Below are 21,151 nucleotides of genomic sequence, written 5' to 3'. Positions count from 1 at the left end.
CGCACGTTCCCCTCAGTTAGTTTGTGATTTGTCATTTGAGGGAATTTTAAATCGTTATAACGTGGTCAAATCACGCTTTCGTGCGATTGCATCAACTACGTATTCCTACTTATTTCATTCCAACGCGTTTCGATGCACTTTCCCTTCAAATCTTTTTGCACCCGGTGAAAAGTTTTTCACCTGCAAGGTTTGCCGCCACCCTCGGCAAGCCTAATTCGGGGCCTTACTGCCAGCTATACCCCCTTTTAGCTGGTGCGTAACAACCGAACCACATGAGTAAAAGCGAAGTCCGTTCCCTGCTGTTATAGACAGCATTCCCTCCTCCCGGGCTTCGCTTTTTACTCACTCAACATGCGATCGGGAGACCTTTAAGGTGACGAAGCTGCGTCCAGGCGTCATTTTTGGCGAAGAATACAAAACCCTCATTCAGGCAGCACGCGAAGGGCAGTACGCTCTTCCAGCAGTAAACGTAGTTGGCTCCAACTCAATCAACGCAGTGCTCGAAGCTGCAGCAGCCAACAAATCCGACGTAATCGTACAGCTCTCAAACGGCGGCGCACAGTTCTATGCTGGAGCAGCCATGCCGGATAGCTTCCAGGCCCGTGTTCTTGGCGCGGTTTCCGCAGCCCAACACGTGCACCTGCTGGCAAAACACTACGGTGTTTGCGTTGTGCTCCACACAGACCACGCAAACCGTAAGCTGGTGCCTTGGCTGGAAGCTCTTATCTCGCACGGTGAAGACTACTTCCGTGCAAATGGTCGTCCACTCTTCACGTCTCACATGCTGGACCTTTCTGAGGAAACTCTGGAAGACAACCTGTCTGAAAGTGAACGCCTGCTGAAGCGCATGGCTCCACTGCAGATGAGCCTTGAGATTGAACTCGGCTGCACCGGTGGTGAAGAAGATGGCGTTGGTTCCGACGATGACATCGGATCTGATAACCCGAAACTGTACACCCAGCCAGAAGACGTGCTGGAAGCGTACAACCGCCTCGACCCACTGGGCCACTTCTCTGTGGCAGCATCCTTCGGCAACGTGCACGGCGTGTACAAGCCAGGCAACGTGAAGCTGCGCCCTGAGATTCTTCGTGAAAGCCAGAAACTGGTTCGCGAAACCCACGGTCTGGGTGAAAACCCACTGCCACTCGTGTTCCACGGTGGTTCCGGCTCTGAAAAAGCAAAAATCGCAGAAAGCCTGGGCTACGGCGTGTTCAAAATGAACATCGACACCGACACCCAGTTCGCATTCTCCGAGCAGGCGGGCGCTTATGTGTTCGAAACGCCAAATGCGTTCAAACACCAGATCGACCCAGAGACCGGTGTCCCTTATAAGAAGGTCTACGATCCGCGCAAGTTGCTGCGTGAAGGTGAAAAAGGAATCGTCACTCGTTTGACAGAAGCCTTTGAAGACCTTCGCAGCACTGGTAAATCCCTGGCGCAGTAAGAATGACCTCACAGGCCACACGTTGGGGGTGTGGCCTGGACTTTAATGGAGTACAGGATGAAAGCGCTATTTATTGGCCAGTCCTATATTGACGTGACCTTTTTGTCAGAGACCATGCCGGAAGGTGATGAGAAGGCAATTGCGCAGGATTACGCTGTCAGCTTTGGCGGCAACGCCGTCACCGCGGCTTTCGTCTGCGCAAAACTGGGCATCTCACCTGACCTGCTGTGCTCCATGGCAGATGACTGGCTGTCTCGCATGTTCCGCGACATGGCGGCCAAGTATTCCATTCCGATCCACGGCGCTAAAGTGAAGGAAAGTTCCCTCTCCTTCATCATGCCAAAGGATGGCAAGCGTGCCATCGTGCGTTGCCGTGACAACGACTTCTTGCATCCGGTTCCTGAACTCAACCTCGCTGGTTGTCAGGCGCTACATGTAGACGGTCACATCCCACACGCTGCTCTGCATTACGCAAAGATGTGCCGCAAGCACGGTATTCTGACATCACTGGATGGCGGTGCCGTTCGTGAGAACACCGAGGAGCTGCTCGACTACATTGATGTAGCGATCGTTTCTGAGCTGTTCTGTGAGCAGCTGGAAAAATCCCCGGAAGACACACTGGAATACCTGCGTGCCAAAGGCGTGAAGGTCGGTGGTGTCACTCAGGGCGAAAAAGGCCTGCTGTGGTACGAAGACAAGTGCCCGATCAAGCGTTTGCCAGCTCTGAAAGTGCCAAAAGAACGCGTCATCGACACCAACGGTGCGGGTGATACCTTCCACGGCGCCTATGTTTACGGCTACCTGGCAGACCCTCAGGGAACCTGGGAAGACCATTTCAAACTGGCTCGTGCGGCTTCCGCACACGCCATTCAGTTCCTCGGCAACGAGGCCTCTCTGCCAACCGTCCTCGATCTGGACAACGTGCAGAAAAACTTTCCTGCGAGCGACTAATCTAAGCGGCTTTGCCATGGGTGAAGCCATTTAGAGCCAAATAAAAACAATAAGAACGAACAATAACAATAATAGGCCCCACACGGGCACATGTTCATGTGGCGCTCGCACACTCAAAAAGCCCCGTCTCTTTATGAGGCGGGGTTTTTATTTTGTCTTTTTCATATGTAGCGCCAAAGATCCGGACCAGCTTCCCTTAGTTATTGTCAGCTATACCCCCTTGATTCAGGCGGATTAGAAAAAGCGGAAAGCCCCAGTCTGCAGATATCTTCTGCAGGATCACACTAGTGAAAACCAAGATATCTCTGGCTTCTCATTCCCGACTTTTAATAACTTTGAATATTACGGGCTCAGTTTCACTAATATTCTTCACGAGTTCTAGAGAATATAAGTAAGCACATGATGAAGCCAACTGATCGCAGGCTTCTTTCACACAAACACAAATTGCATACAAACAACTGCTCGCCTGACGCGACAGAACAATTTCTGCATGCCAATTACACAGTTTCCGGCAGCAGTATTTAGCTCAGTTTCTATTGTTTAAAACAGGGTTTATACTATGACTCATCTCAAATATTCATGTGCTCTGGTCGCCTTGCTGGCAAGTGCAGGCATGGCACACGCAGGCACAATTACTATCACCACAGATGGCAGCAATGTGGTGACTCATTACACAGGCTCGTCAGACAACGCTACAACAGCTTTTGATGAGGCATCGCAAACCGGCATTGCCGACAGCGCAGACGTTGATCGCATTTTTGCAAGTGAGATCAAAGGCAACGCAGCAGATATTGCCAGCAACAGCCAAACTATTTCCGACTTTGAGACCCTGTTTGGAACAGTGCAGACAACAGCTCCAGCGGCAATCTCTGATGGCGTTAAAGATCCGTTGAAGAACAACACAGGCACACCCCTGGAAGAAGTCCGCGATATTGAAGCTGCGCTCAAAGATGGCACAACAGCCAAAACCGAGTGGAAAGCTTACCTGGACCACGTAGAGGCAAAAGCTGCTGCTGGCGAAGAGATCACTATGGATGCTCCGACAGATCCAGTGGCGGGTGACTTCACAAGCGGCGCTCTGCCTGCGAACATGGCGGCAGATCTGGGTACGCTTGATACTGCGGTAGACAACTACGCTGCGGAGCAATTACCACACGAGAACTACAGCACCTTCACCACGGCCAATGGCGCCAATGCATCTGGCCGCGCAACGGCTCAGGCATTGGAAAGCGGCGAAGGTCTGGCGAATGGCATTCTGGCATCCTTCAACGCGGTAGATGCTAAGATTGGCGACATCAGCACACTGCCAAGCGATCTGCAGGCACCAACCCCGGCGGATACCACCGTTGTTTCGGCTGTGACCAAGCTCAACGAGAAGGTCGGCTCTCTGGCTGATCTAAACTCCACCTTTACCGGCACAGCTCGCAACAGTGTTGTGGCAGCAGTCAACAGCAATGCTGAACGCATTACTGCCAACAGCGCAGCTATTTCTGACAACAGCTCCCGCATAGTTTCGCTGGAAGAGGATGTCGATGAGCTGCAGTCCGGTGTTGCCATGGCAATCGCGATTGCCAACGCGCCGATCATTCAGGGCGGTTACAACGGCCTCTCACTTTCCGGTGGTTTCGGGCACTTCAAAGGCAAGTCTGCTGGTTCTATGAAAGCTGCTTTCATGCCAATGGACAACATGGCGATCACCGCCTCCGTCGCGACCGACTTTGACGACAACGTCGCCGCTGGCGCGGGTCTCGGTTTCTCATTCTAAGTTTTCAAGGAGAGGCACATGAGCCGACTTCTTTCATTTTTCTTCGTAGCCTTCGCCATGGTTTTCCATGGCGGGGGTGTTCTCGCACCCACTTCTGCTCAGGCAAAAGAGGAATGGTCTGTTCAATGCAGCAAGCAACAATGCCAGATGTACGCCGAGATCCGGCTGCAAAACGGCACCTTGTTTAACAACATCGCGTTTCGCAAACTCAATGCCACCACATACGCGGGCATCCTTAAGCTGCCCCTCGGTATTCACATCCCAAGCGGCATCAACATCGGCATTGATGAAGCGGCAATCATTCAGGCCAAGTTGATCACCTGCAATCCTGATGGGTGCGAAGCTGCCTTTACAGCAAATCAGACGGTGGTGGATTTTCTGAAGCGTGGAGACAAAATGTCGATCCTCGTCCGCAAGGCAGGCGACAGAAAACAGTTGGCCCTCAACTATTCTTTGATCGGCTTCACCCGCAACTGGAACGCCTTCCATAAGCGTATGGAAATGCTGACACCGTAGCCAGAAGGCCAAATAGATTTCTTGGGAGGAGTAAGTTACTGATATGCCTTGCACCTGTAGGGAGGAACAAGGCCGCTGTGACGTACTCATCCAATACCGACAACTCCATATCCATTCGTGATGAGACCGAATTTCAGCGGTTTATTGGGTATGAGCTGGAGCTTTTCCCTAAGGATGGCACGGCGACATGTGCGTTGGATATTGATGCCAGGTTTGCCAACCGCAGTGGGGTTGTGCATGGGGCAATTGTGACCATGCTGCTGGACAATGCCTGCGGCGGATCTTGCAGCGCAACGGTGGATCCCACTGGTAAGCAACCGTTTGTGACGCTGTCACTGACAGTCAATTTCATCGCACCTGCCATCTGCAAGCGGTTGGTTGCGAAGGGCAAAGTCGTTGGGGGCGGCAAATCAACACTCTTTGCAGAGGCACAGTTGTTTGACGAAAACGATCAACTGATCGCAACAGCCACTGGCCCTTTCAAACGCGCACCACAACGCGAGATGCGGCTTGATCACTCCTGAGACTCGCGAGGCTTTGGTCCGACGCCATCAAAAAAGGTCGTCATGAGCAATGCCGTGACGTCGCGGATATCCGCCTCTTCTTTCACAATCATATCCCAGGCAGAAAAAAGCAGTGCGTCGTAGGTGTTCATCACCCACCGCGTCGGCAGTTCCTTGCGAATGTCGCCATCTTCTTTCGCCTGCTCAACCGTAATGATTGTCTCTTTTTCCATAAAGGCATAGCGTGGATCTTTGCTCAAAACGCATTCCCCATCCAGCCAGAAGGATGAGAGGAAACGCAGCCGGTCAGCGAGCGGAAGCATCAGCTCAACAGCCCGCATCATCGCTTGCTTCCCGCGAAGGTTTTCTTTCTCCATAGGCGTCAGCGCGTTAATAATATCCTCAAAGCTGACCTTCAGGACCTCCTCAATCAACGCTTCCCGAGACGCAAAATGTCGATACAGCGTGGCGCGACCAATCCCGGCAATCTCAGCGATCTCCGTTAATGAAGCCATTGGATTCACTGGCAATTCTGCCAGGCCAACTTCAATCAGGGCTCTGCGGGACTTAACAGCCCTTTTATCACGCAATAACATTTCACCCTCATTTTATGAGACGCACTTGTCTCACATATAATTATTATGATACACAACCGTCTCATAAATCAAGATCTGAGATGATCTCGAGGCGTTCACTCAGCGATAATCGGGCATTCCGTAGGCCTAAACCAAACTCTGAAATCTGCCTCAATTAAACATATTGCTCAGGAGCACTGAATGTCCAAACGGATTGTGTGGTTGTCAGCAGCATTGGTGCTACTGGGAACTGTCGGTACCTATGTTCTTTCGCTTGAAGACACAAGTGATGTCGACATCGGAGAAAAGGACGTTGTTCTGCCTGTGGTCAGCTATGTGACCGCGCAAGCAGCCGATAACACCGGACATATTTCTGTTTTTGCCGAAGTGCGCCCGCGTTGGACTGCGGATCTAAAGGCGCAGGTTTCTGGCAAACTACTATCCGTGGCTCCTCAGGCCCTTGAAGGTAAGAAAGTCTCCAAGAATGAGGTGATGGCGCAGCTGGAAAAGCACACTTACGAAGCCCAGCTGGAAGATGCCAAATACCAGCAGTCGACTGCAGAATTCAACCTGAAGAAAAAGCAGAACAAGCATGTGCTCGCGCTGAAAAACTGGCGCGCAGTGAACCCGAAGGAAGCCCCACCGGAAATGGCCGTCCATATTCCGGAACTGCGCGTTGCAGAAAAAGCGTTGAAAGCTGCTGTCCAGAAGGTAAAAGTCGCGCAGTATGATGTGAACGCGACCACCATCAAGGCCCCCTTCAGCGGGTTTGTGACAAAACGCCATGTGAGCATCGGCCAAAGCATCTCTGTAGGCGATACCTTGTTCACCCTGTTGGACGCTGAACAGTTGGACATCACCGTCTCTCTGGACCAAGCCCAATGGAACCTGCTGGAAAAGGCGTGGCAGGAATTTCCGGCAAAGATTTATAATGCTAACAAGGAACTGGTCGGGCTTGCCAGAATCCAGCGCGGTGGTGGCTTCCTTGACCCTAAATCGCGACGTTATCAGCTCTTCCTCGAGATCGTGAAATCTCCGGAAACCACTGTTTTGCCGGGCGAGTTCGTGAAAGTTGAACTGCAGAGCAAAACAGTCAACGACAGCCTGAAATTGCCTGCGACTGTGCTCACTCAGGAAGGGTTCATCTGGTTCTTAAACAACAAGGACGAGCTGCAGCGCTTTGAAGCTTCTGTCGTGTTCCGCAATGATACAGACATCATCGTGAAGATGCCGAATGAGCTGCAAGAGATGGATGAGAAGCGTGTTGTTCAGCTGCCGATGGCCGCGTTCTTACCGGGCCAGCACGTCGCCCCAACTCCAGCGGGGCACTAGCACATGGCGTGGCTCACAAACTGGTTTATTCGAAACCCGGTCGCAGCGAACCTCATCATGGCATTCATCCTGATTGTCGGGGTGTCCTCACTCATGAACATCCGCATTGAGGGCTTTCCCAAGCTGCCTGCGGATACCGTGACAATCACGACCGAACTGCCCAACGGCTACACGGAGCAGGTTGATAAGCAAATCACCCGCAAGGTGGAAAAGGCGCTGGAAGGTCTGAGCGGTGTCAAAAACATCAGCTCAATTTCGCAACCGGGTTCATCTGTTGTCTCCGTTCAAAAGACAAGCGACACCAAACTCTCCACCTTGCTGGATGACATTCGCTTGAAAATTGATGGCATTTACAATCTGCCGAAGAAAGCGGAACGGCCTGTCATTGAAAAACAGAGCATGGATATGCCAGCCATGTTTGTGCAGGTCTACGGAGATGCGGATTTCAAAACCCTACAGCGTATCGCTCGTCAGCTGCGCAACAAGCTGCTGGCTAGCCCAGAAGTTTCTCGCCTCAAACAATGGGGTTTACAGACCGAACAGATCAAGATCGGTTTAGAGCCATATACGCTGGAACGTCTGAACCTGACCCCTGAGCAGGTCATGAACCGTATCCGCGAGTCATCTCTTTACTATCAGGGCGGAACGCTGAAGACCGAAGGCGGTTATATCTCTTTGCGCGCAGATACTCAGGCCTATTATAAAGCCGACTTCGAGCGCATTCCGATCATTGAGTGGGAAGACGGCACCACAACCACTCTTGGCGACATTGCCAAGGTGGAAGACGCTTTTGCTGACATTGATATGGAAGCACGCTTCAACGGCAAAGAGTCCGTTGGACTGGAAGTGCTGATTGGCCGCAAAGACAACCTTATTCATGTCTCAGAGGATGTGCAGGCCATCATAGCTGACTTCCGCACAACTCTGCCGACTGGTGTACAGGTGGGAATTTGGGGCAACTCCAGTGATTACATCGAGAATCGCCTGAGCCTTCTCAGCTCCAACGCGTTTCAGGGTCTGGCTCTGGTGGTGTTGATCCTGTCGCTGTTCCTTAACATCAAACTAGCCTTCTGGGTCGCCACGGGTATTCCAATTTCATTGGCCGGTGCGTTTGCTGTGGCGACGACTGGCTGGGTCGATTACTCACTCAACGACATCACCACGTTCGGCCTCATCATCGCACTTGGTATTCTCGTTGATGATGCCGTGGTGGTTGGTGAAAGCGTCTTTGAGCAGCGCAAACGCTATGCAGACCCGCGCAGAGGTACGGCGGCAGGCGTGCATAAAGTTGCCGTTGCCACGATATTTGGCGTGCTGACAACCACGGCAGCATTCTTCCCGATGCTTCTGATGAACAGTGAGCTGGGTAAGATCCTCGGCAGCTTCTCAGGCATTGTTATTCTGGCGCTGCTGTTCTCTCTGTTCGAGAGCAAGTTCATTCTGCCCGCTCACCTCGCTTACATCTCGTTGGAAGAGAAGAAGCAGAACATCTTCTCACGTAGCTGGGGCAAGGTGCAGGGTGTGGCGCGCGGTGGCTTGTTCTGGTTCCGCGACACCATCTATTTCCCGGTGCTTAGATGGGCCATCCGACAGCGCTATGCGGTTCTGGTTGGCTTCATTTCTGTGGCAGTGCTCGTGTTTGGCCTGATGTGGAAGGGTAAAATCCACTCTGTCTTCTTTCCGGAGATTCCCGGTCAGTACATCGTGGTGAACATGGAGATGGATCCACGCGCACCGTTCGATCTGACACAGAACAACATCTCCACGATTGAAAACATCGCAAATGCTGTTGACCGGCAATATGCCGAGCAGCAGCCGGACGTGGGCGGTGTGTTCCAAAACATCTTCCGCATCGTATCCGACAGCACAAATGCCACCATTTATGCTGAACTGCGCCCGTTGGACGAGCGCGGGGATGCAAAGACAAGTGACATTTTGCGCGACTGGCAGGACCGCACCGGTACTTTGGAAGGTGTTTTCAAACTCACCTTCTCGGGCTTTGAAGAGATCGGTGGTGGGTTCAAGATCCGTTTGTTCGGCGAAAACTCTGAGCAGTTGCAGCTGGCAAGTGAAGAGCTCATGGCAGAGCTTGGCAAACGAGCGGGCATCAGCAACCTGCGCGACACGTTCAAAGCGGGTCAACCAGAACTTCGCCTGACACTGAAACCGGAAGCACGTCATCTCGGCTTCACACCAGAGCGACTGGCAAGCCAGGTGGCGCACCAGTTTGGTGGCGGGGAGGCACAGCGCATCCAACGTGGAGATTCAGAGGTTCGCGTGATTGTTCGCAACACGCTGGATGCACGTGATGCCATTGAGGACCTGTTGCAGTCCCGTCTGCGCGGGGCCAACGACAACTGGGTCACGCTGCAATCAGTTGCCAACATCGAAGCGCGTTATGTACCCGGATACGTGCACCGCAGAAACGGCGATCAGGTCGCCACAATCGAAGCTGACATCAATAAACAGATCGTTGCTCCTGCTGAGCTGGGTCAGGATATCTTCACCTCCGTTGTGCCCCAACTACAACAGAAGTATCCCGGTGTTAAAATCAAGCAGGGTGGCGAGCTGGAGGAAATGGGTGAAGTTAAGGGGAATATGAACCGCGCCCTTCTCATCACCTGTTTCCTCATCTTTGTCCTGTTAGCGATCCCGCTGAAGTCCTACTTCAAACCGCTCATCATCATGTCCGTGGTACCATTCGGAGTCGTCGGGGCAATCCTCGGCCATGCCATTATGGGCATCCCGTTCAGCATGATGTCGATCTTCGGCCTGCTGGCGCTGATCGGTGTGATCGTCAACGACTCTCTCGTCATGGTCACACACTACCTTCATCTGCGTGAGGATGGTGTAGAGCATATCGAGGCAACGGAGCGCAGTGGCATGGATCGCTTCCAAGCGATCTTTCTGACAACGGCAACCACGGTCGCCGGTCTGATGCCGCTCATGAGCGAAACCTCCGAGCAAGCCAGGTACCTGATCCCGGCGGCAGTCTCTTTGGCGTACGGTGAAATTTTCGGGACGCTTATTACTTTAATCCTGATTCCAGTACTGGTCGCAATTGCGGAAGATATTCGCGTATTTCTCTTCGGCAAACGCGATAAGGCATTGGAATATGCGCAAATGGAGCGAAAAGAGGCCCTGGAAGCGGAGGAAAACCACGCAATTTCAGAAAAATCCCCAGAGAATGACAAAGATACAAAACCTGAGGGTTTTCCTCTAGAAAAGGCCTAAACGGACCTTACGATACGGCCTCCCGTAGCGGAGGCCGTTTTTTGTTAAGGACTGCCCTAACGAAATCTGCTAGTTAACTCACTGTGAATCCGCAGAATTTCGGCGTTAAATATATATAAGAGATCACTTAAGTATTAAATTTTTTTATATTTTAATTTTCTAATATAGATTATATATTAGAAATGCAGAATGCACTTATATATTGCGGAATATCAAAGAGAAAAAATCTACTAATCCGGAATTGATTGCACTCAATTTGTGCTTTTTACATTTACTCTAGGTTCCTGCGCGTACGAGCGGGCACGTATAACGTTACGGTGTCTGCTCCAATCAAATAGCTGCAAGAGGCGGCTGTTAGTACGGAGTACGCACATGGCTGGCTTAAGCCAAAATACCCAGACCACCACTCCAGCAGTGAGCAAAGGCCGCGAGAGAGTAGCATTCCTGTTTCTGGCAGTTGTTCTTGCGCCAGTTCTGATGACTGCAGCTGTTGGCGGATACGGCTTCCTTATCTGGATGTCGCAGATCCTGTTTGGCCCACCGTCCTTCTAAGAGGTAGTCGTGGCCAACTTATCCCGCAGAGCATTCTTTACCCGCTTAAGCGCTACCCCAGAGGTGGTGTCTCCGGTTCGTCCGCCTTGGACAACGGAACAGCGGATTGAAGACAAATGCACCGGCTGCTTTGAATGCGTCAAAGCCTGCCCGGAAGCCATTTTGTTCAGCGCGGATAATCGGCCTTACCTCAAAACCGGCGTTGGAGAATGCACGTTCTGCGAAGAGTGCGCAAAAGCATGCCCAGAGGAAGATCTGTTTGATCTGACTGCGGCACCCTGGAGGCTCACAGCAGAAATTCAGCAAGGGGCATGTCTGCTTGAAAAGGGCGTTTCCTGCCAGACCTGCACCGACAGCTGTGACCCAAGAGCCCTCCGGTTCGATATGCGTGTCGCACCTACAGGAAAGATTCAACTGGATGCAGACCAATGCAACGGCTGCGGAGCTTGCCTCATTTCCTGCCCCGTAGATGCGATCGCCATGAACGACCAGAGCCGAGAAAGTTTAGCAAATGCGTAATGCAACAACCGTAGAGCGCGAAGAAGAAGCCGGGGTCTGGCACATTTCAAGTGTGCTGCTCCAGGCTGAGCCTGCCAAGCGAGAGCAGATATGCGCTGCGATTGAACAGATACCTTCTGCTGAAATTACAGAAGTATCTGACTCAACAAAGATAATTGTGACGCTGGAAACACCGAGCGAACGCGACCTCGCGAACGCTTTGAGTGACATGCAGCAGTTAGATGGCGTGGTTACTGCTTCGCTCATCTTCCACCAAACCGACACCACCGACCTCAATTCAATTGTGATTTCTGATCAGGGTGACATGCAACCCGAGGGGACTTGCTCATGATTAAACTAACAAGACGCGCTGTCATTAAGGCGCAGGCTGTTGCAGCGGCAACTGCCGCAGCCGGGGCAAGCCTTCCGGCGCAAGCGGCAAACATTGTAACGGATGCGAGCAAAACAGACCTGAAATGGTCCAAAGCTGCTTGCCGTTTCTGCGGTACCGGTTGTTCCATCATGGTTGCGACCAAGAATGACCGCGTTGTTGCAACACATGGTGATGCTCAGAGCCCGGTTAACAAGGGCCTGAACTGTGTGAAAGGTTACTTCCTTTCCAAGATCATGTACGGCAAAGACCGTCTTGAGCAGCCACTGCTGCGTAAAACCGACGGCAAGTACGACAAAGAAGGCGAATTCGAGCCAGTATCCTGGGACGAAGCTTTCGACATCATGGCTGTGAAAGCAAAAGAAGCCATGAAGAAGAACGGCCCTTACGCGGTTGGCATGTTCGGCTCAGGCCAGTGGACTGTTTGGGAAGGCTACGCAGCTTCTAAGCTTTGGAAAGCTGGCTTCCGCTCCAACACCATTGACCCGAACGCACGTCACTGCATGGCTTCTGCTGTAGGCGCATTCATGCGGACCTTCGGCATTGATGAGCCAATGGGTTGTTATGACGATTTTGAGAACGCAGACGCATTCGTGCTCTGGGGTTCCAACATGGCTGAGATGCACCCGGTTCTTTGGACCCGTCTTGCTGATCGCCGTCTGTCTAACCCAGATGTAAAAGTTGCTGTTCTTTCTACATACCAGCACCGCAGCTTTGACCTTGCTGACATCCCAATGGTCTTCACCCCGCAGACCGATCTCGTGATTGCGAACTTCATCGCAAACTACATCATCGAGAACGAAGCCGTGGACATGGACTTCGTTAGCAAGCACACCAACTTCCGCCTTGGCAATCAGGACATCGGTTACGGCCTGCGCCCTGAGCACCCACTACAGCAAGCGGCTAAAAACGCTGACAAAGCTGGTGGTTCTAAAGAAATCAGCTTCGAAGAGTATGCAGAGTTCGTTAAGCCATACACGCTCGAATACGCTGAGAAGATGTCTGGTGTTCCTGCAAACCGTCTGCTGGAACTGGCAAAGCTTTACGCTGATCCAGACAAAAAGGTTATGTCTCTCTGGACCATGGGTGCGAACCAGCATACCCGCGGCGTTTGGGTCAACCAGATGTTCTACAACATCCACCTACTCACCGGCAAAATCTCCAAGCCAGGGTGTGGTCCGTTCTCACTGACCGGTCAGCCATCCGCTTGTGGTACAGCTCGTGAAGTTGGTACGTTCTCCCACCGTCTGCCAGCAGACATGGTTGTGAAAAACCCTGAGCACCGGAAAATTGCAGAGAAAATCTGGAAACTTCCAGACGGCACAATTCCTGCGAAACCAGGTTACCATGCTGTTCAGCAGTCCCGCATGCTCAAAGACGGCAAGCTGAACTTCTACTGGACCCAGGTCACCAACAACATGCAGGCTGGTCCTAACGTTGTTGAAGAGATTTACCCAGGCTGGAGAAATCCAGAGAACTTCATCGTTGTTTCCGATCCGTACCCAACAGTATCCGCAATGGCTGCTGACCTTATTCTGCCAACCGCGATGTGGGTAGAAAAAGAAGGTGCTTACGGTAACGCGGAACGTCGTACTCAGTTCTGGCACCAGCTGGTTTCTGCTCCAGGCGACGCAAAGTCTGACCTTTGGCAGACCGTTGAGTTCTCCAAGCGCTTCAAAGTTGAAGAAGTATGGCCTGAAGAACTGATCGCAAAGCAACCAGAAGTACGCGGCAAAACTCTGTTTGACATCCTCTTCGCAAACGGCAACGTCGACAAGTTCCCGCTTTCTGAAACCAGCGATGAGTACAAGAACGACGAGTCCAACGACTTCGGCTTCTACATTCAAAAAGGTCTGTTCGAAGAATACGCAGCCTTTGGCCGTGACCATGGTCACGATCTGGCACCGTTCGAGCGTTACCACGAAGAACGTGGCCTGCGTTGGCCTGTTGTGAATGGCAAAGAAACCCAGTGGCGCTTCCGCGAAGGGGCTGACCCATACGTAGGCGAAGGCAAGGGCTACGAGTTCTACGGTCATAAAGACGGCAAGGCACGCATCTTCGCGCTTCCTTACGAGCCGCCAGCAGAAAGCCCAGATGAAGAGTATGATTTCTGGCTCTGCACAGGCCGTGTGATTGAACACTGGCACACTGGTTCCATGACCCAGCGCGTTCCTGAGCTGTACAAAGCTGTTCCAGATGCTCTGTGCTACATGCATCCAGATGATGCAAAAGCGAAGGGCCTGCGTCGTGGTTCTGAAGTGCGCGTTGTTTCCCGTCGCGGTGAAATCACAACACGCATCGAGACCCGTGGCCGTAACAAGCCGCCAAAAGGCCTCGTGTTCGTACCGTTCTTTGATGCAAGCCAGCTCATCAACAAGGTGACACTGGATGCAACAGATCCTCTTTCAAAACAGACCGACTATAAGAAGTGCGCGGTCAAGATCGTAGCCGTGTGAGGTACGCCATGAAACTTCTGAAACTCCTTGTAGCCAGCTTTATCGCTGTGTCTGCCTTTGGTGGAGCAAGCTCATTTGCTGCTGACACCATCTCCGAAATGCGCAACGCGGACATCCTGACTCAGGATGCCGCACCGCGGATCCCAAAAGTCGTGAACTCTGACGAACGTCAGGTGCGTAACTACCCTGAGCAGCCACCATTGATCCCTCACAAGATCGACGGCTACCAGATCGACAAGCGCCTGAACAAATGCATGACTTGTCACAGCCGGACGGCAATTGAAAAGTCTCAGGCACCGATGATCTCCATCACGCACTTTATGAACCGTGATAATCAGTTCCTGGCGTCTGTTTCCCCTCGTCGCTTCTTCTGCACCCAGTGTCACGTGCCTCAGACTGAAGCCAAGCCACTGGTTGAGAACACCTTCGTTGACGTTGATGACGTGCTCGAAGGTAAGACCGACAAGTAGGAGCACACCGTATGTTTTCAGCTATCAAACGGTTCTGGCAGGTTATCCGCAAACCTAGTGTCCATTACAGCCTTGGCTTCTTGACACTTGGCGGGTTTGTCGCTGGCATCATCTTCTGGGGTGGTTTCAACACCGCCCTGGAAGTCACCAACACAGAAGAATTCTGCATTGGGTGCCACGAGATGGAAAACACTGTCTATCAGGAACTTAAGACCACCATTCACTATACCAACCGGTCTGGTGTGCGTGCGACTTGTCCTGATTGTCACGTACCTCACAACTGGACCTCTAAGGTTGCCCGTAAGATTCAGGCATCCAAGGAAGTTTACGGCAAGATCTTCGGCACAATCAGCACACCGGAGAAATTCGAGGACAAGCGTCTTGAGCTGGCAAGCCATGAATGGGCTCGCTTTAAAGCCAACGACTCTCTTGAATGCCGTAACTGTCACAGTGAAGAGTCCATGGACTTTACGCGTCAGAGTGTGAGAGCTTCCGAGCAGCACGAGAAGTTCCTCGTGAGTGGTGAGAAGACCTGTATCGACTGCCACAAAGGCATCGCGCACAAGCTACCTGATCTGAGCCTGTTGAAAGAGGGTCACTAAGAGTGAAGCTTGCTTGATTGGTTACGGTCAAATCTCGCGAATTCACTCAAGCAAAGACTTTAGAACTCAAAGCGTGTTTGCAAGTGCGCGCGGCGAGTTCTAAGACCCATCACATGCTCAGACAAAAGAACCCCGCGGTTTGAAACCACGGGGTTTTTTCTTGTCCACATTTATTCCATAATTTTATCAATTAAAATTATATGAAATATACTCATGAGGAAAATTTCTGAAAAATGCCTCAGAGTCACCTCAATTCCCGCAATTTTGCGAGAGTTTACAAATATTAACCATTGCAAGTCTTGCCTGAAATTTTTTAAATATTTTCACCCTAGGGTTACTCCTAATTTCCTTAGGGAAGGTCTCCAGCCTTATACCAGTGCTTTTTAACACTCCGATAAAAACTGGGGGCCATATGCTCCTTAAAAATCGAGCGTATTAGAACACACCCCATCTGCAATCCATTGTTTTTGCGGAACTAATAAACTCGTCCTCAATTCAGGTGTACGTGCATGACGTTGCAGCTGAAAACTTTAGACCGGGCAAAGCACATACAAGCTTCGCCCCTCTGAAAGGACATAAAAAGATGAACGCTTTGAAGCTTTCTGCTGCAATCGTGGCCCTCGTTGCCGGCATGAGCACCGCTCAAGCTGCAAAAATCGATGTTTCTGATGGCACTGTGACAACGAATGACAAAACAATTACCGTAGATGCAGGAACAGATGCTGAAAGAACCGAGTTCCATCCTGGTCAATCTGGTAGAGCAACAGATATCACTGCAACCATAAGTGATATTGATGAATCAGATTTAAGCGGTACGCTCGCAACAAAGATCAATAATAAGGCAGATCAGAGCGCACTGAATGCTCAAGCAAAACGCATCACCAGTAACGATAGCGACATTTCACGTATCAAATCTGATATTGGTCACACCAATCGTCGCATATCTAACAACACTAGTCGGATCTACGCCAACGCTAGAGACATCGTAGGTAACAAGAGAAACATCCAAACTAATCGTGCATTCATTGGTTCAAACGCACGCGGTATCCAATCCAATCGCGCATTCATCGGTTCGAACGCACGCAATATTCACATTAATCGGGCGTTCATCAGTTCAAACTCCCATCGTATCGATACCAACAAGCAGAATATTGCGACCAATACCGCCAATATCTCCACAAACGCCGCAAACATCTCTTCCAACACCTCCAGCATCGTCTCACTGGAACAGGATGTTGACGAGCTGCGCAGCGGTGTGGCGATGGCGGTGGCGATTGCCAATGCGCCGGTCCTTCAGGGTGGCAAAAACGGTATCTCCGTTTCCGGTGGTTTTGGACACTTCAAAGGCAAAGCTGCATCTGCTCTGAAAGTGGCATTCCTGCCAACCGAGAACATGGCTGTTACAGCTTCTGTAGCCACAGACTTCAGCAACAACGTCACTGCTGGTGCTGGCCTGGGCTTCTCCTTCTAACAAGGATGTAGATCATGAAACCAATCTGGATCCTGCTGACAGCGGCAATGCTCTTTTTCTTTCAGGGTGTAAATGCGTACAGCACCACTGAGCCTTCCAATGAAGAGGATTGGTCAGTCAAATGCAGCAGTGACCTGTGTCAGGTCTATGCTGAAATCCGACTTGAGAACGGTGCGCTGGTAAATTCCATCATGTTTCGCAAACTCGAAGCAGATGTGTATGCAGCTATTATCAAGCTGCCGCTCGGGATCCACATCCCCAGCGGTATCCAGATTGGCATTGATGATGATGCCTTGTTCGACGCAAAGCTGATCACCTGCCAGCCAGATGGGTGCGAGGCGGCGTTTAACGCCAATAAGACCATCGTCAACTTCCTCAAGCGCGGCAAGGCCATGTCCATTGTGGTCACCAAGACCAATGACCGCAAAAAGCTGGCGCTGAACTACTCCCTGATCGGCTTCACCCGCAACTGGGAAGAGTTCACCAAACGTATGGCAGTCTTGTTGCCAGATGAGACAACCGGCTGATTTGCCCTGCCAAGACCCATGGTTGAAGCCTTAAGCTTTGAGGTCTATATTGAGAAAGATAGGAACGGGAGGCTCTCGCCCCCCATTCCCGTCGCTAGATGACTTTAATAAGAGCTCGGAAGAAGATGGTCAGTCGATTCCGGGCTCTTGTCATGCGCAGCTTAAACTTAAGCTTAATCGCAAGGTTCATCCAACATACCACCTCCTTACCAGGCCTTGCTACGATCGGAGTGCCTAACTCTCTCCGATTACGCGGACTGACACGCGCTGCTGCTTTGCAAGGAAGTGGCTGACAGCAGCCTAACAAGCCCGCAAACACTGCGCGTCCCCGGATCATCTCCCGCACAAAACACCTAGCTTCATCTTTGGGTATCAGGTCTCGCAATCTCATGAGGCTTCCCGATCACTACGCCTGAAAAGCAGCCATCGCTTAACGCTTTGTTTTGTCTGTCAGACCATGAAGTTTGCCCCTGCTGTACAGCGTAAACTAGGATTACACAGAGCCATAACGCGCAGCAGCAGGGTGATGTCGTTGACAGACCACGTGAAGAAATCAGAGCACCTCTCAAACATCGCGGCCTTTTATTCCGGAAAGCTTGCGGACGTGAAGGGCAGGAACACCTTCCAGCAAGCACTGGCTCCTGATTATGATGCGCAAGAGATACCCGAGCACTTGCTCGGGTCCAGTTTCGGCTGTGGCAATCCGCTCGCTTTCTCGCAGATCAAAGAAGGGGAGACAGTGCTTGATCTTGGCTCCGGCGCGGGACTGGATCTTATTCTTGCCGCCGAGAAGACAGGTCCATCAGGTAAAGTCATCGGCATTGATGTCAGTGAGGATATGATCACGCTGGCCAAACGCAATTGCGAGCGGCATGGCCTCCATAATATTGAACTCCATCAAGGTGTTATTGAGCATCTGCCATTCCCGGATCAGTCCATGGACTGGGTCATCTCAAATTGCGTTATCAACCTGTCCACCGACAAAGCTGCTGTATTTTCTGAGATCAACCGCGTGCTCAAGCCGGGCGGCAAACTTGTCATCTCAGACATGCTGGCGGAGGACTTACCGGACTGGCTGCATATGCATCAGGATCTTTTGTCCGCCTGTATATCTGGCGCGGTCTCAGAAGCAGCTTATTTGGAATACGCAGGAAACAGCGGTCTCACTGCGCTGACAGTTCTGGATCGGATGACTTATGAGAACACCGTTCTGAAACAGCTCATCAAAGACGAGCTGCCCGTTGCATTAGAAGAACTGGCCAGACAACTTGGGCTTTCAACAGATGCGATGCTGGACAAGGCTGTCACCGAACTCTCAGGTAAAGTGAAGGCCATCAAGCTCTATGGCGAAAAGCCTGCCTTAGGCTGAGTTTCAAGCCATTCAAGCCCTTCTTCGACCCAGCAAAACATAATAGCCAACACCCAGCCCCATGAGGGCCAAAGCAATCAACGCAGCCACAAGATCATACGCAAAGCACGAAGTAAGTGCCAAAAGCGAAAGAGCGAGCGTTACATACGCCGTTTTTTGCCCACCCGGTGCACGATAAGGCCGGTGCAACTCGGCATAATCTCGCTTCAGCAAAATATAACTCACACTTTGCAGCGCATAGGACAGCGTCGCGCCGATCACTGCAATGTTGATCATTAACTCTCCTTTGCCCGTCAGCGAGCAGAGGAATCCAATCACACCGGGAATAATCAACGCCCAGTGTGGCACTTTTCGTGAGCTGATCGCGGACATGAACCGGGGCAAATATCCTTCTCTCGACATGGCAAAGACCAGGCGGCTGTATCCAAAAATAATAGAGAAGAACGAAGCAATCAGTCCTGTAAGACCGATCAGATTGACGATGGAGGCCAGAACGGAGTCTTCGCCGAAAACGTGATCAAGCGCATCTACCAATGGCGCGCCGTAATCTCCCACTTCCACAGCGGTCGCAGCACCGGGAATGAACACAACAATAAGCAGCCCATTGGCCAGCAGAAACAACATGGCCCCAATGATACCGCGCGGCAGATCAACCGCAGGGTTCTTAGCCTCCTCCGCCGCAAGAGGTACGCCTTCCACCGCTAGAAACAGCCACATGGCAAACGGAAGGGCTGCCCAGATTGAAACTTCATCGAATGCCAGCAGGTTTTGCTGATCAGAGCTGAAATGAACAGAGGCCGCCAGATTGGCAAAGCTGAAATGCGGCACCAGCGCCATCAACGTCACCACAATCGCCAGTACAGCAAAAGCAGTCACAACCAGCATAAAACGCAGGGCCTCACCAGCTCCAAGCAGGTGCACGCCGATGAAGACCACGTAAAACACCGCATACACCAAGGGGCCATTGATACCCCAAAGTGCTTCAAGATACTGTCCGATGAAGATCACAATCGCGGCTGTCGCAATGGAATACTCCAGCAAAACCGCCAGTGCGGTGGCAAAGCCCCCCGTATCCCCCATCACCTTTCGTGAAATCCGGTAGCCTCCCGCGGCACTCGGCAATGCGGCAGACATCTCAGCAAGACACAGGACGAGGCAGAAATACATAAGCCCCATCAATGCCACAGCGATCACCATACCAAACCAGTTTGTCACCGCGAACCCATAGTTCCACCCGGCAAAACTGCCCGAAATCACATAGGAAACCCCAAGCGTCGCCAGCAAAAACCAACCTGCGGCTCCCTTTTGAAGCTGTGATTTCTCTTCGTGTTTCATTGCAATTGATGCCCATGAACGGATCGAAAGCCTGGAGTAAGCCACCAGCTTACTACTCCTGCCCCAACGCCCAACACCCGCTATTTCTCTCGGACTGCCCCTAAGCAACAGTTGGCGTAATGTTGACCCTCTCGTCTTTTCTGCATTAATTCCCATCAGCGGGAGTGTATTGAAACGAGCAGCCTGATCATTGGCGAGGATATTCAGGCTCAGCTAGGTTTTTGGGATGACCTTTGCATTGGGAGGGCCGAAGCTCACTTAATCCTAGCGATTGTCAAATGGGTTTTGACTTGAAATGTCAGTTGACCCTCGCGATTAGCATGAGGCTGCAAAAGGGCTTTAAGTTCATTGTGAAAGTCTTGGCGGCGCGCGCTCAGCTTTGCCAGCGCGAAAGTATCACGCGAATGCTGGCACAAGATAAAGTCCTCAACGGTTTGCCGGAAAGGCTGCGAAACATACTCTTTGGTTTCAAGGAGATTGATATAGTCCAAATGTTTGGTTTGGGTCGCCCGCCATTTATTAGAATTTACCTCTTCACCTGTGATTTGAGACACCCATTTTGCCAAAAATTGTTGCCACTCATCTTGCCACGGCGGCTGAAACGCTGCATCGCCCTGAATGATTGCAAGAATATGATTTTCACTCACGTGCTTTGCAAGTTTAGGGAACAGCCTGCTTGGTTCCATCCAGTGGATGCTTGATGCAAAAGTGACTGTGTCAAACTTACCCGTCAAAGGCGCCCTTTCGGCTGTCGCCTCCACCCATTCAAGGTTGTCTGTCCTACCGTTTTCCAAGGACCGGCCTAATTTGATCATGTTAGCGGAGGGGTCGACGGCACAAACCTGATCAAAGACTTTCGTCATTGGTCTGGCAATTTTGCCCTCGCCGCAGCCCAGATCCAATAAGCGGTGTGTTGCGGAAGACCGATCAATGATGCACTCGTAAACTTGCTGAGCGTAAGGAGGGCGGCGCGGGTAAAAACCGGCAACTTCAGGTGCTTTAAATGTGGCCCCGGCAATGTCGGACAATGGAATTTCTCCGAAAAAGGCACACCATCCCTAGCTTCGTTACCAAGTGAGAGCTGGTATGCTTTAAGCGTATGATTATACTCAATTGCCCTGCGCCGCTTGAGTGGTTCGACTTGAAGGTTAGTGCATAGT

At 51.5% G+C, this 21,151-nt stretch carries 19 protein-coding genes; 16 read left to right on the top strand and 3 right to left on the bottom strand.

Annotated elements, in window-relative coordinates; all coding sequences use genetic code 11:
- Window positions 1-373: 373 nt before the first annotated feature.
- The 5 genes from fbaA to PsW74_RS16600 all read left to right on the top strand — a co-directional run bounded on the left by fbaA (window position 374) and on the right by PsW74_RS16600 (window position 5,200).
- Window positions 374-1,444 (top strand): class II fructose-bisphosphate aldolase, encoded by a 1,071-nt coding sequence (gene fbaA / locus PsW74_RS16620; protein WP_063287890.1) that lies wholly within the window; start codon window positions 374-376, stop codon window positions 1,442-1,444.
- 57 nt (window positions 1,445-1,501) lie between these two features.
- A complete protein-coding gene (locus tag PsW74_RS16615) occupies window positions 1,502-2,395 on the top strand; it encodes a sugar kinase (protein WP_063287889.1) in 894 nt (297 codons plus the stop codon).
- 559 nt (window positions 2,396-2,954) lie between these two features.
- Window positions 2,955-4,160 (top strand): YadA C-terminal domain-containing protein, encoded by a 1,206-nt coding sequence (locus tag PsW74_RS16610; RefSeq protein ID WP_063287888.1) that lies wholly within the window; start codon window positions 2,955-2,957, stop codon window positions 4,158-4,160.
- Window positions 4,161-4,178: 18 nt separating this feature from the next.
- A complete protein-coding gene (locus PsW74_RS16605; protein ID WP_208981765.1) occupies window positions 4,179-4,676 on the top strand; it encodes an invasion associated locus B family protein in 498 nt (165 codons plus the stop codon).
- Window positions 4,677-4,753: 77 nt separating this feature from the next.
- The gene (locus PsW74_RS16600) at window positions 4,754-5,200 is read left to right on the top strand and encodes a PaaI family thioesterase (RefSeq protein WP_063287887.1); all 447 of its coding nucleotides are present in this window, start codon (window positions 4,754-4,756) and stop codon (window positions 5,198-5,200) included.
- Here the strand turns inward: PsW74_RS16600 and PsW74_RS16595 are convergent.
- Window positions 5,191-5,775: a TetR/AcrR family transcriptional regulator gene (locus tag PsW74_RS16595; protein ID WP_063287886.1), complete on the bottom strand. Its 585-nt coding sequence runs from the start codon at window positions 5,773-5,775 to the stop codon at window positions 5,191-5,193. The genes PsW74_RS16600 and PsW74_RS16595 overlap by 10 nt on opposite strands.
- A gap of 180 nt (window positions 5,776-5,955) precedes the next feature.
- Here PsW74_RS16595 and PsW74_RS16590 point away from each other — a divergent pair, with 180 nt between their 5' ends.
- From PsW74_RS16590 to PsW74_RS16535, 11 genes are all read left to right on the top strand, one after another.
- Window positions 5,956-7,086 (top strand): efflux RND transporter periplasmic adaptor subunit, encoded by a 1,131-nt coding sequence (locus PsW74_RS16590; protein WP_063287885.1) that lies wholly within the window; start codon window positions 5,956-5,958, stop codon window positions 7,084-7,086.
- 3 nt (window positions 7,087-7,089) lie between these two features.
- Complete coding sequence (locus PsW74_RS16585; RefSeq protein WP_063287884.1) at window positions 7,090-10,320, top strand: efflux RND transporter permease subunit; 3,231 nt, start codon at window positions 7,090-7,092, stop codon at window positions 10,318-10,320.
- 372 nt (window positions 10,321-10,692) lie between these two features.
- The gene (napE, locus tag PsW74_RS16580) at window positions 10,693-10,872 is read left to right on the top strand and encodes a periplasmic nitrate reductase, NapE protein (protein WP_057462105.1); all 180 of its coding nucleotides are present in this window, start codon (window positions 10,693-10,695) and stop codon (window positions 10,870-10,872) included.
- 9 nt (window positions 10,873-10,881) lie between these two features.
- Window positions 10,882-11,391 carry a ferredoxin-type protein NapF gene (gene napF, locus PsW74_RS16575; protein ID WP_063287883.1) on the top strand — a complete coding sequence of 170 codons (510 nt, stop codon included), beginning with the start codon at window positions 10,882-10,884 and terminating at the stop codon, window positions 11,389-11,391.
- Entirely contained in the window at window positions 11,384-11,722 is a 339-nt protein-coding gene (locus PsW74_RS16570) for a chaperone NapD (protein ID WP_063287882.1), read from the top strand. The genes napF and PsW74_RS16570 overlap by 8 nt, the downstream gene beginning before the upstream one ends.
- Window positions 11,713-14,217: a nitrate reductase catalytic subunit NapA gene (gene napA / locus PsW74_RS16565; RefSeq protein WP_208988015.1), complete on the top strand. Its 2,505-nt coding sequence runs from the start codon at window positions 11,713-11,715 to the stop codon at window positions 14,215-14,217. Before PsW74_RS16570 ends, napA begins: the two co-directional genes overlap by 10 nt.
- Before the next feature lie 8 nt (window positions 14,218-14,225).
- The gene (locus PsW74_RS16560) at window positions 14,226-14,687 is read left to right on the top strand and encodes a nitrate reductase cytochrome c-type subunit (RefSeq protein WP_063287880.1); all 462 of its coding nucleotides are present in this window, start codon (window positions 14,226-14,228) and stop codon (window positions 14,685-14,687) included.
- An 11-nt stretch (window positions 14,688-14,698) separates the two neighbouring features.
- Window positions 14,699-15,289, top strand: a complete 591-nt coding sequence (locus tag PsW74_RS16555) for a cytochrome c3 family protein (RefSeq protein WP_057462110.1) — start codon at window positions 14,699-14,701, stop codon at window positions 15,287-15,289.
- A gap of 583 nt (window positions 15,290-15,872) precedes the next feature.
- Window positions 15,873-16,760: a YadA C-terminal domain-containing protein gene (locus tag PsW74_RS16550; RefSeq protein ID WP_063287989.1), complete on the top strand. Its 888-nt coding sequence runs from the start codon at window positions 15,873-15,875 to the stop codon at window positions 16,758-16,760.
- 14 nt (window positions 16,761-16,774) lie between these two features.
- The gene (locus PsW74_RS16545; protein ID WP_082596641.1) at window positions 16,775-17,287 is read left to right on the top strand and encodes an invasion associated locus B family protein; all 513 of its coding nucleotides are present in this window, start codon (window positions 16,775-16,777) and stop codon (window positions 17,285-17,287) included.
- A 526-nt stretch (window positions 17,288-17,813) separates the two neighbouring features.
- A complete protein-coding gene (locus tag PsW74_RS16535) occupies window positions 17,814-18,656 on the top strand; it encodes a methyltransferase domain-containing protein (protein ID WP_208988014.1) in 843 nt (280 codons plus the stop codon).
- 12 nt (window positions 18,657-18,668) lie between these two features.
- Here the strand turns inward: PsW74_RS16535 and eat are convergent, their stop codons facing one another.
- Window positions 18,669-20,036, bottom strand: coding sequence for an ethanolamine permease (gene eat / locus PsW74_RS16530; protein WP_208988013.1), 1,368 nt, complete (start codon window positions 20,034-20,036; stop codon window positions 18,669-18,671).
- Between the two features lie 209 nt (window positions 20,037-20,245).
- The gene (locus tag PsW74_RS16525; protein WP_063287877.1) at window positions 20,246-21,019 is read right to left on the bottom strand and encodes a class I SAM-dependent methyltransferase; all 774 of its coding nucleotides are present in this window, start codon (window positions 21,017-21,019) and stop codon (window positions 20,246-20,248) included.
- Window positions 21,020-21,151 lie beyond the last annotated feature (132 nt).

Origin of the sequence: Pseudovibrio sp. W74, from assembly GCF_001623085.1 — a bacterium.
Lineage (GTDB): Bacteria > Pseudomonadota > Alphaproteobacteria > Rhizobiales > Stappiaceae > Pseudovibrio.
Note: the sequence above shows the minus strand (reverse complement) of the source record. Positions and strands in the feature narration are given on the sequence as shown.

Bases quoted from the DNA above. Each gene is read 5' to 3' on its own strand.
- PsW74_RS16590 (WP_063287885.1), top strand. From the start codon at position 5,956: ATGTCCAAACGGATTGTGTGGTTGTCAGCAGCATTGGTGCTACTGGGA.
- PsW74_RS16535 (WP_208988014.1), top strand. From the start codon at position 17,814: ATGTCGTTGACAGACCACGTGAAGAAATCAGAGCACCTCTCAAACATC.
- PsW74_RS16545 (WP_082596641.1), top strand. From the start codon at position 16,775: ATGAAACCAATCTGGATCCTGCTGACAGCGGCAATGCTCTTTTTCTTT.
- PsW74_RS16550 (WP_063287989.1), top strand. From the start codon at position 15,873: ATGAACGCTTTGAAGCTTTCTGCTGCAATCGTGGCCCTCGTTGCCGGC.
- PsW74_RS16605 (WP_208981765.1), top strand. From the start codon at position 4,179: ATGAGCCGACTTCTTTCATTTTTCTTCGTAGCCTTCGCCATGGTTTTC.
- PsW74_RS16570 (WP_063287882.1), top strand. From the start codon at position 11,384: ATGCGTAATGCAACAACCGTAGAGCGCGAAGAAGAAGCCGGGGTCTGG.
- PsW74_RS16585 (WP_063287884.1), top strand. From the start codon at position 7,090: ATGGCGTGGCTCACAAACTGGTTTATTCGAAACCCGGTCGCAGCGAAC.
- PsW74_RS16610 (WP_063287888.1), top strand. From the start codon at position 2,955: ATGACTCATCTCAAATATTCATGTGCTCTGGTCGCCTTGCTGGCAAGT.
- napE (WP_057462105.1), top strand. From the start codon at position 10,693: ATGGCTGGCTTAAGCCAAAATACCCAGACCACCACTCCAGCAGTGAGC.
- PsW74_RS16595 (WP_063287886.1), bottom strand. From the start codon at position 5,775: ATGTTATTGCGTGATAAAAGGGCTGTTAAGTCCCGCAGAGCCCTGATT.
- PsW74_RS16555 (WP_057462110.1), top strand. From the start codon at position 14,699: ATGTTTTCAGCTATCAAACGGTTCTGGCAGGTTATCCGCAAACCTAGT.
- PsW74_RS16615 (WP_063287889.1), top strand. From the start codon at position 1,502: ATGAAAGCGCTATTTATTGGCCAGTCCTATATTGACGTGACCTTTTTG.
- PsW74_RS16560 (WP_063287880.1), top strand. From the start codon at position 14,226: ATGAAACTTCTGAAACTCCTTGTAGCCAGCTTTATCGCTGTGTCTGCC.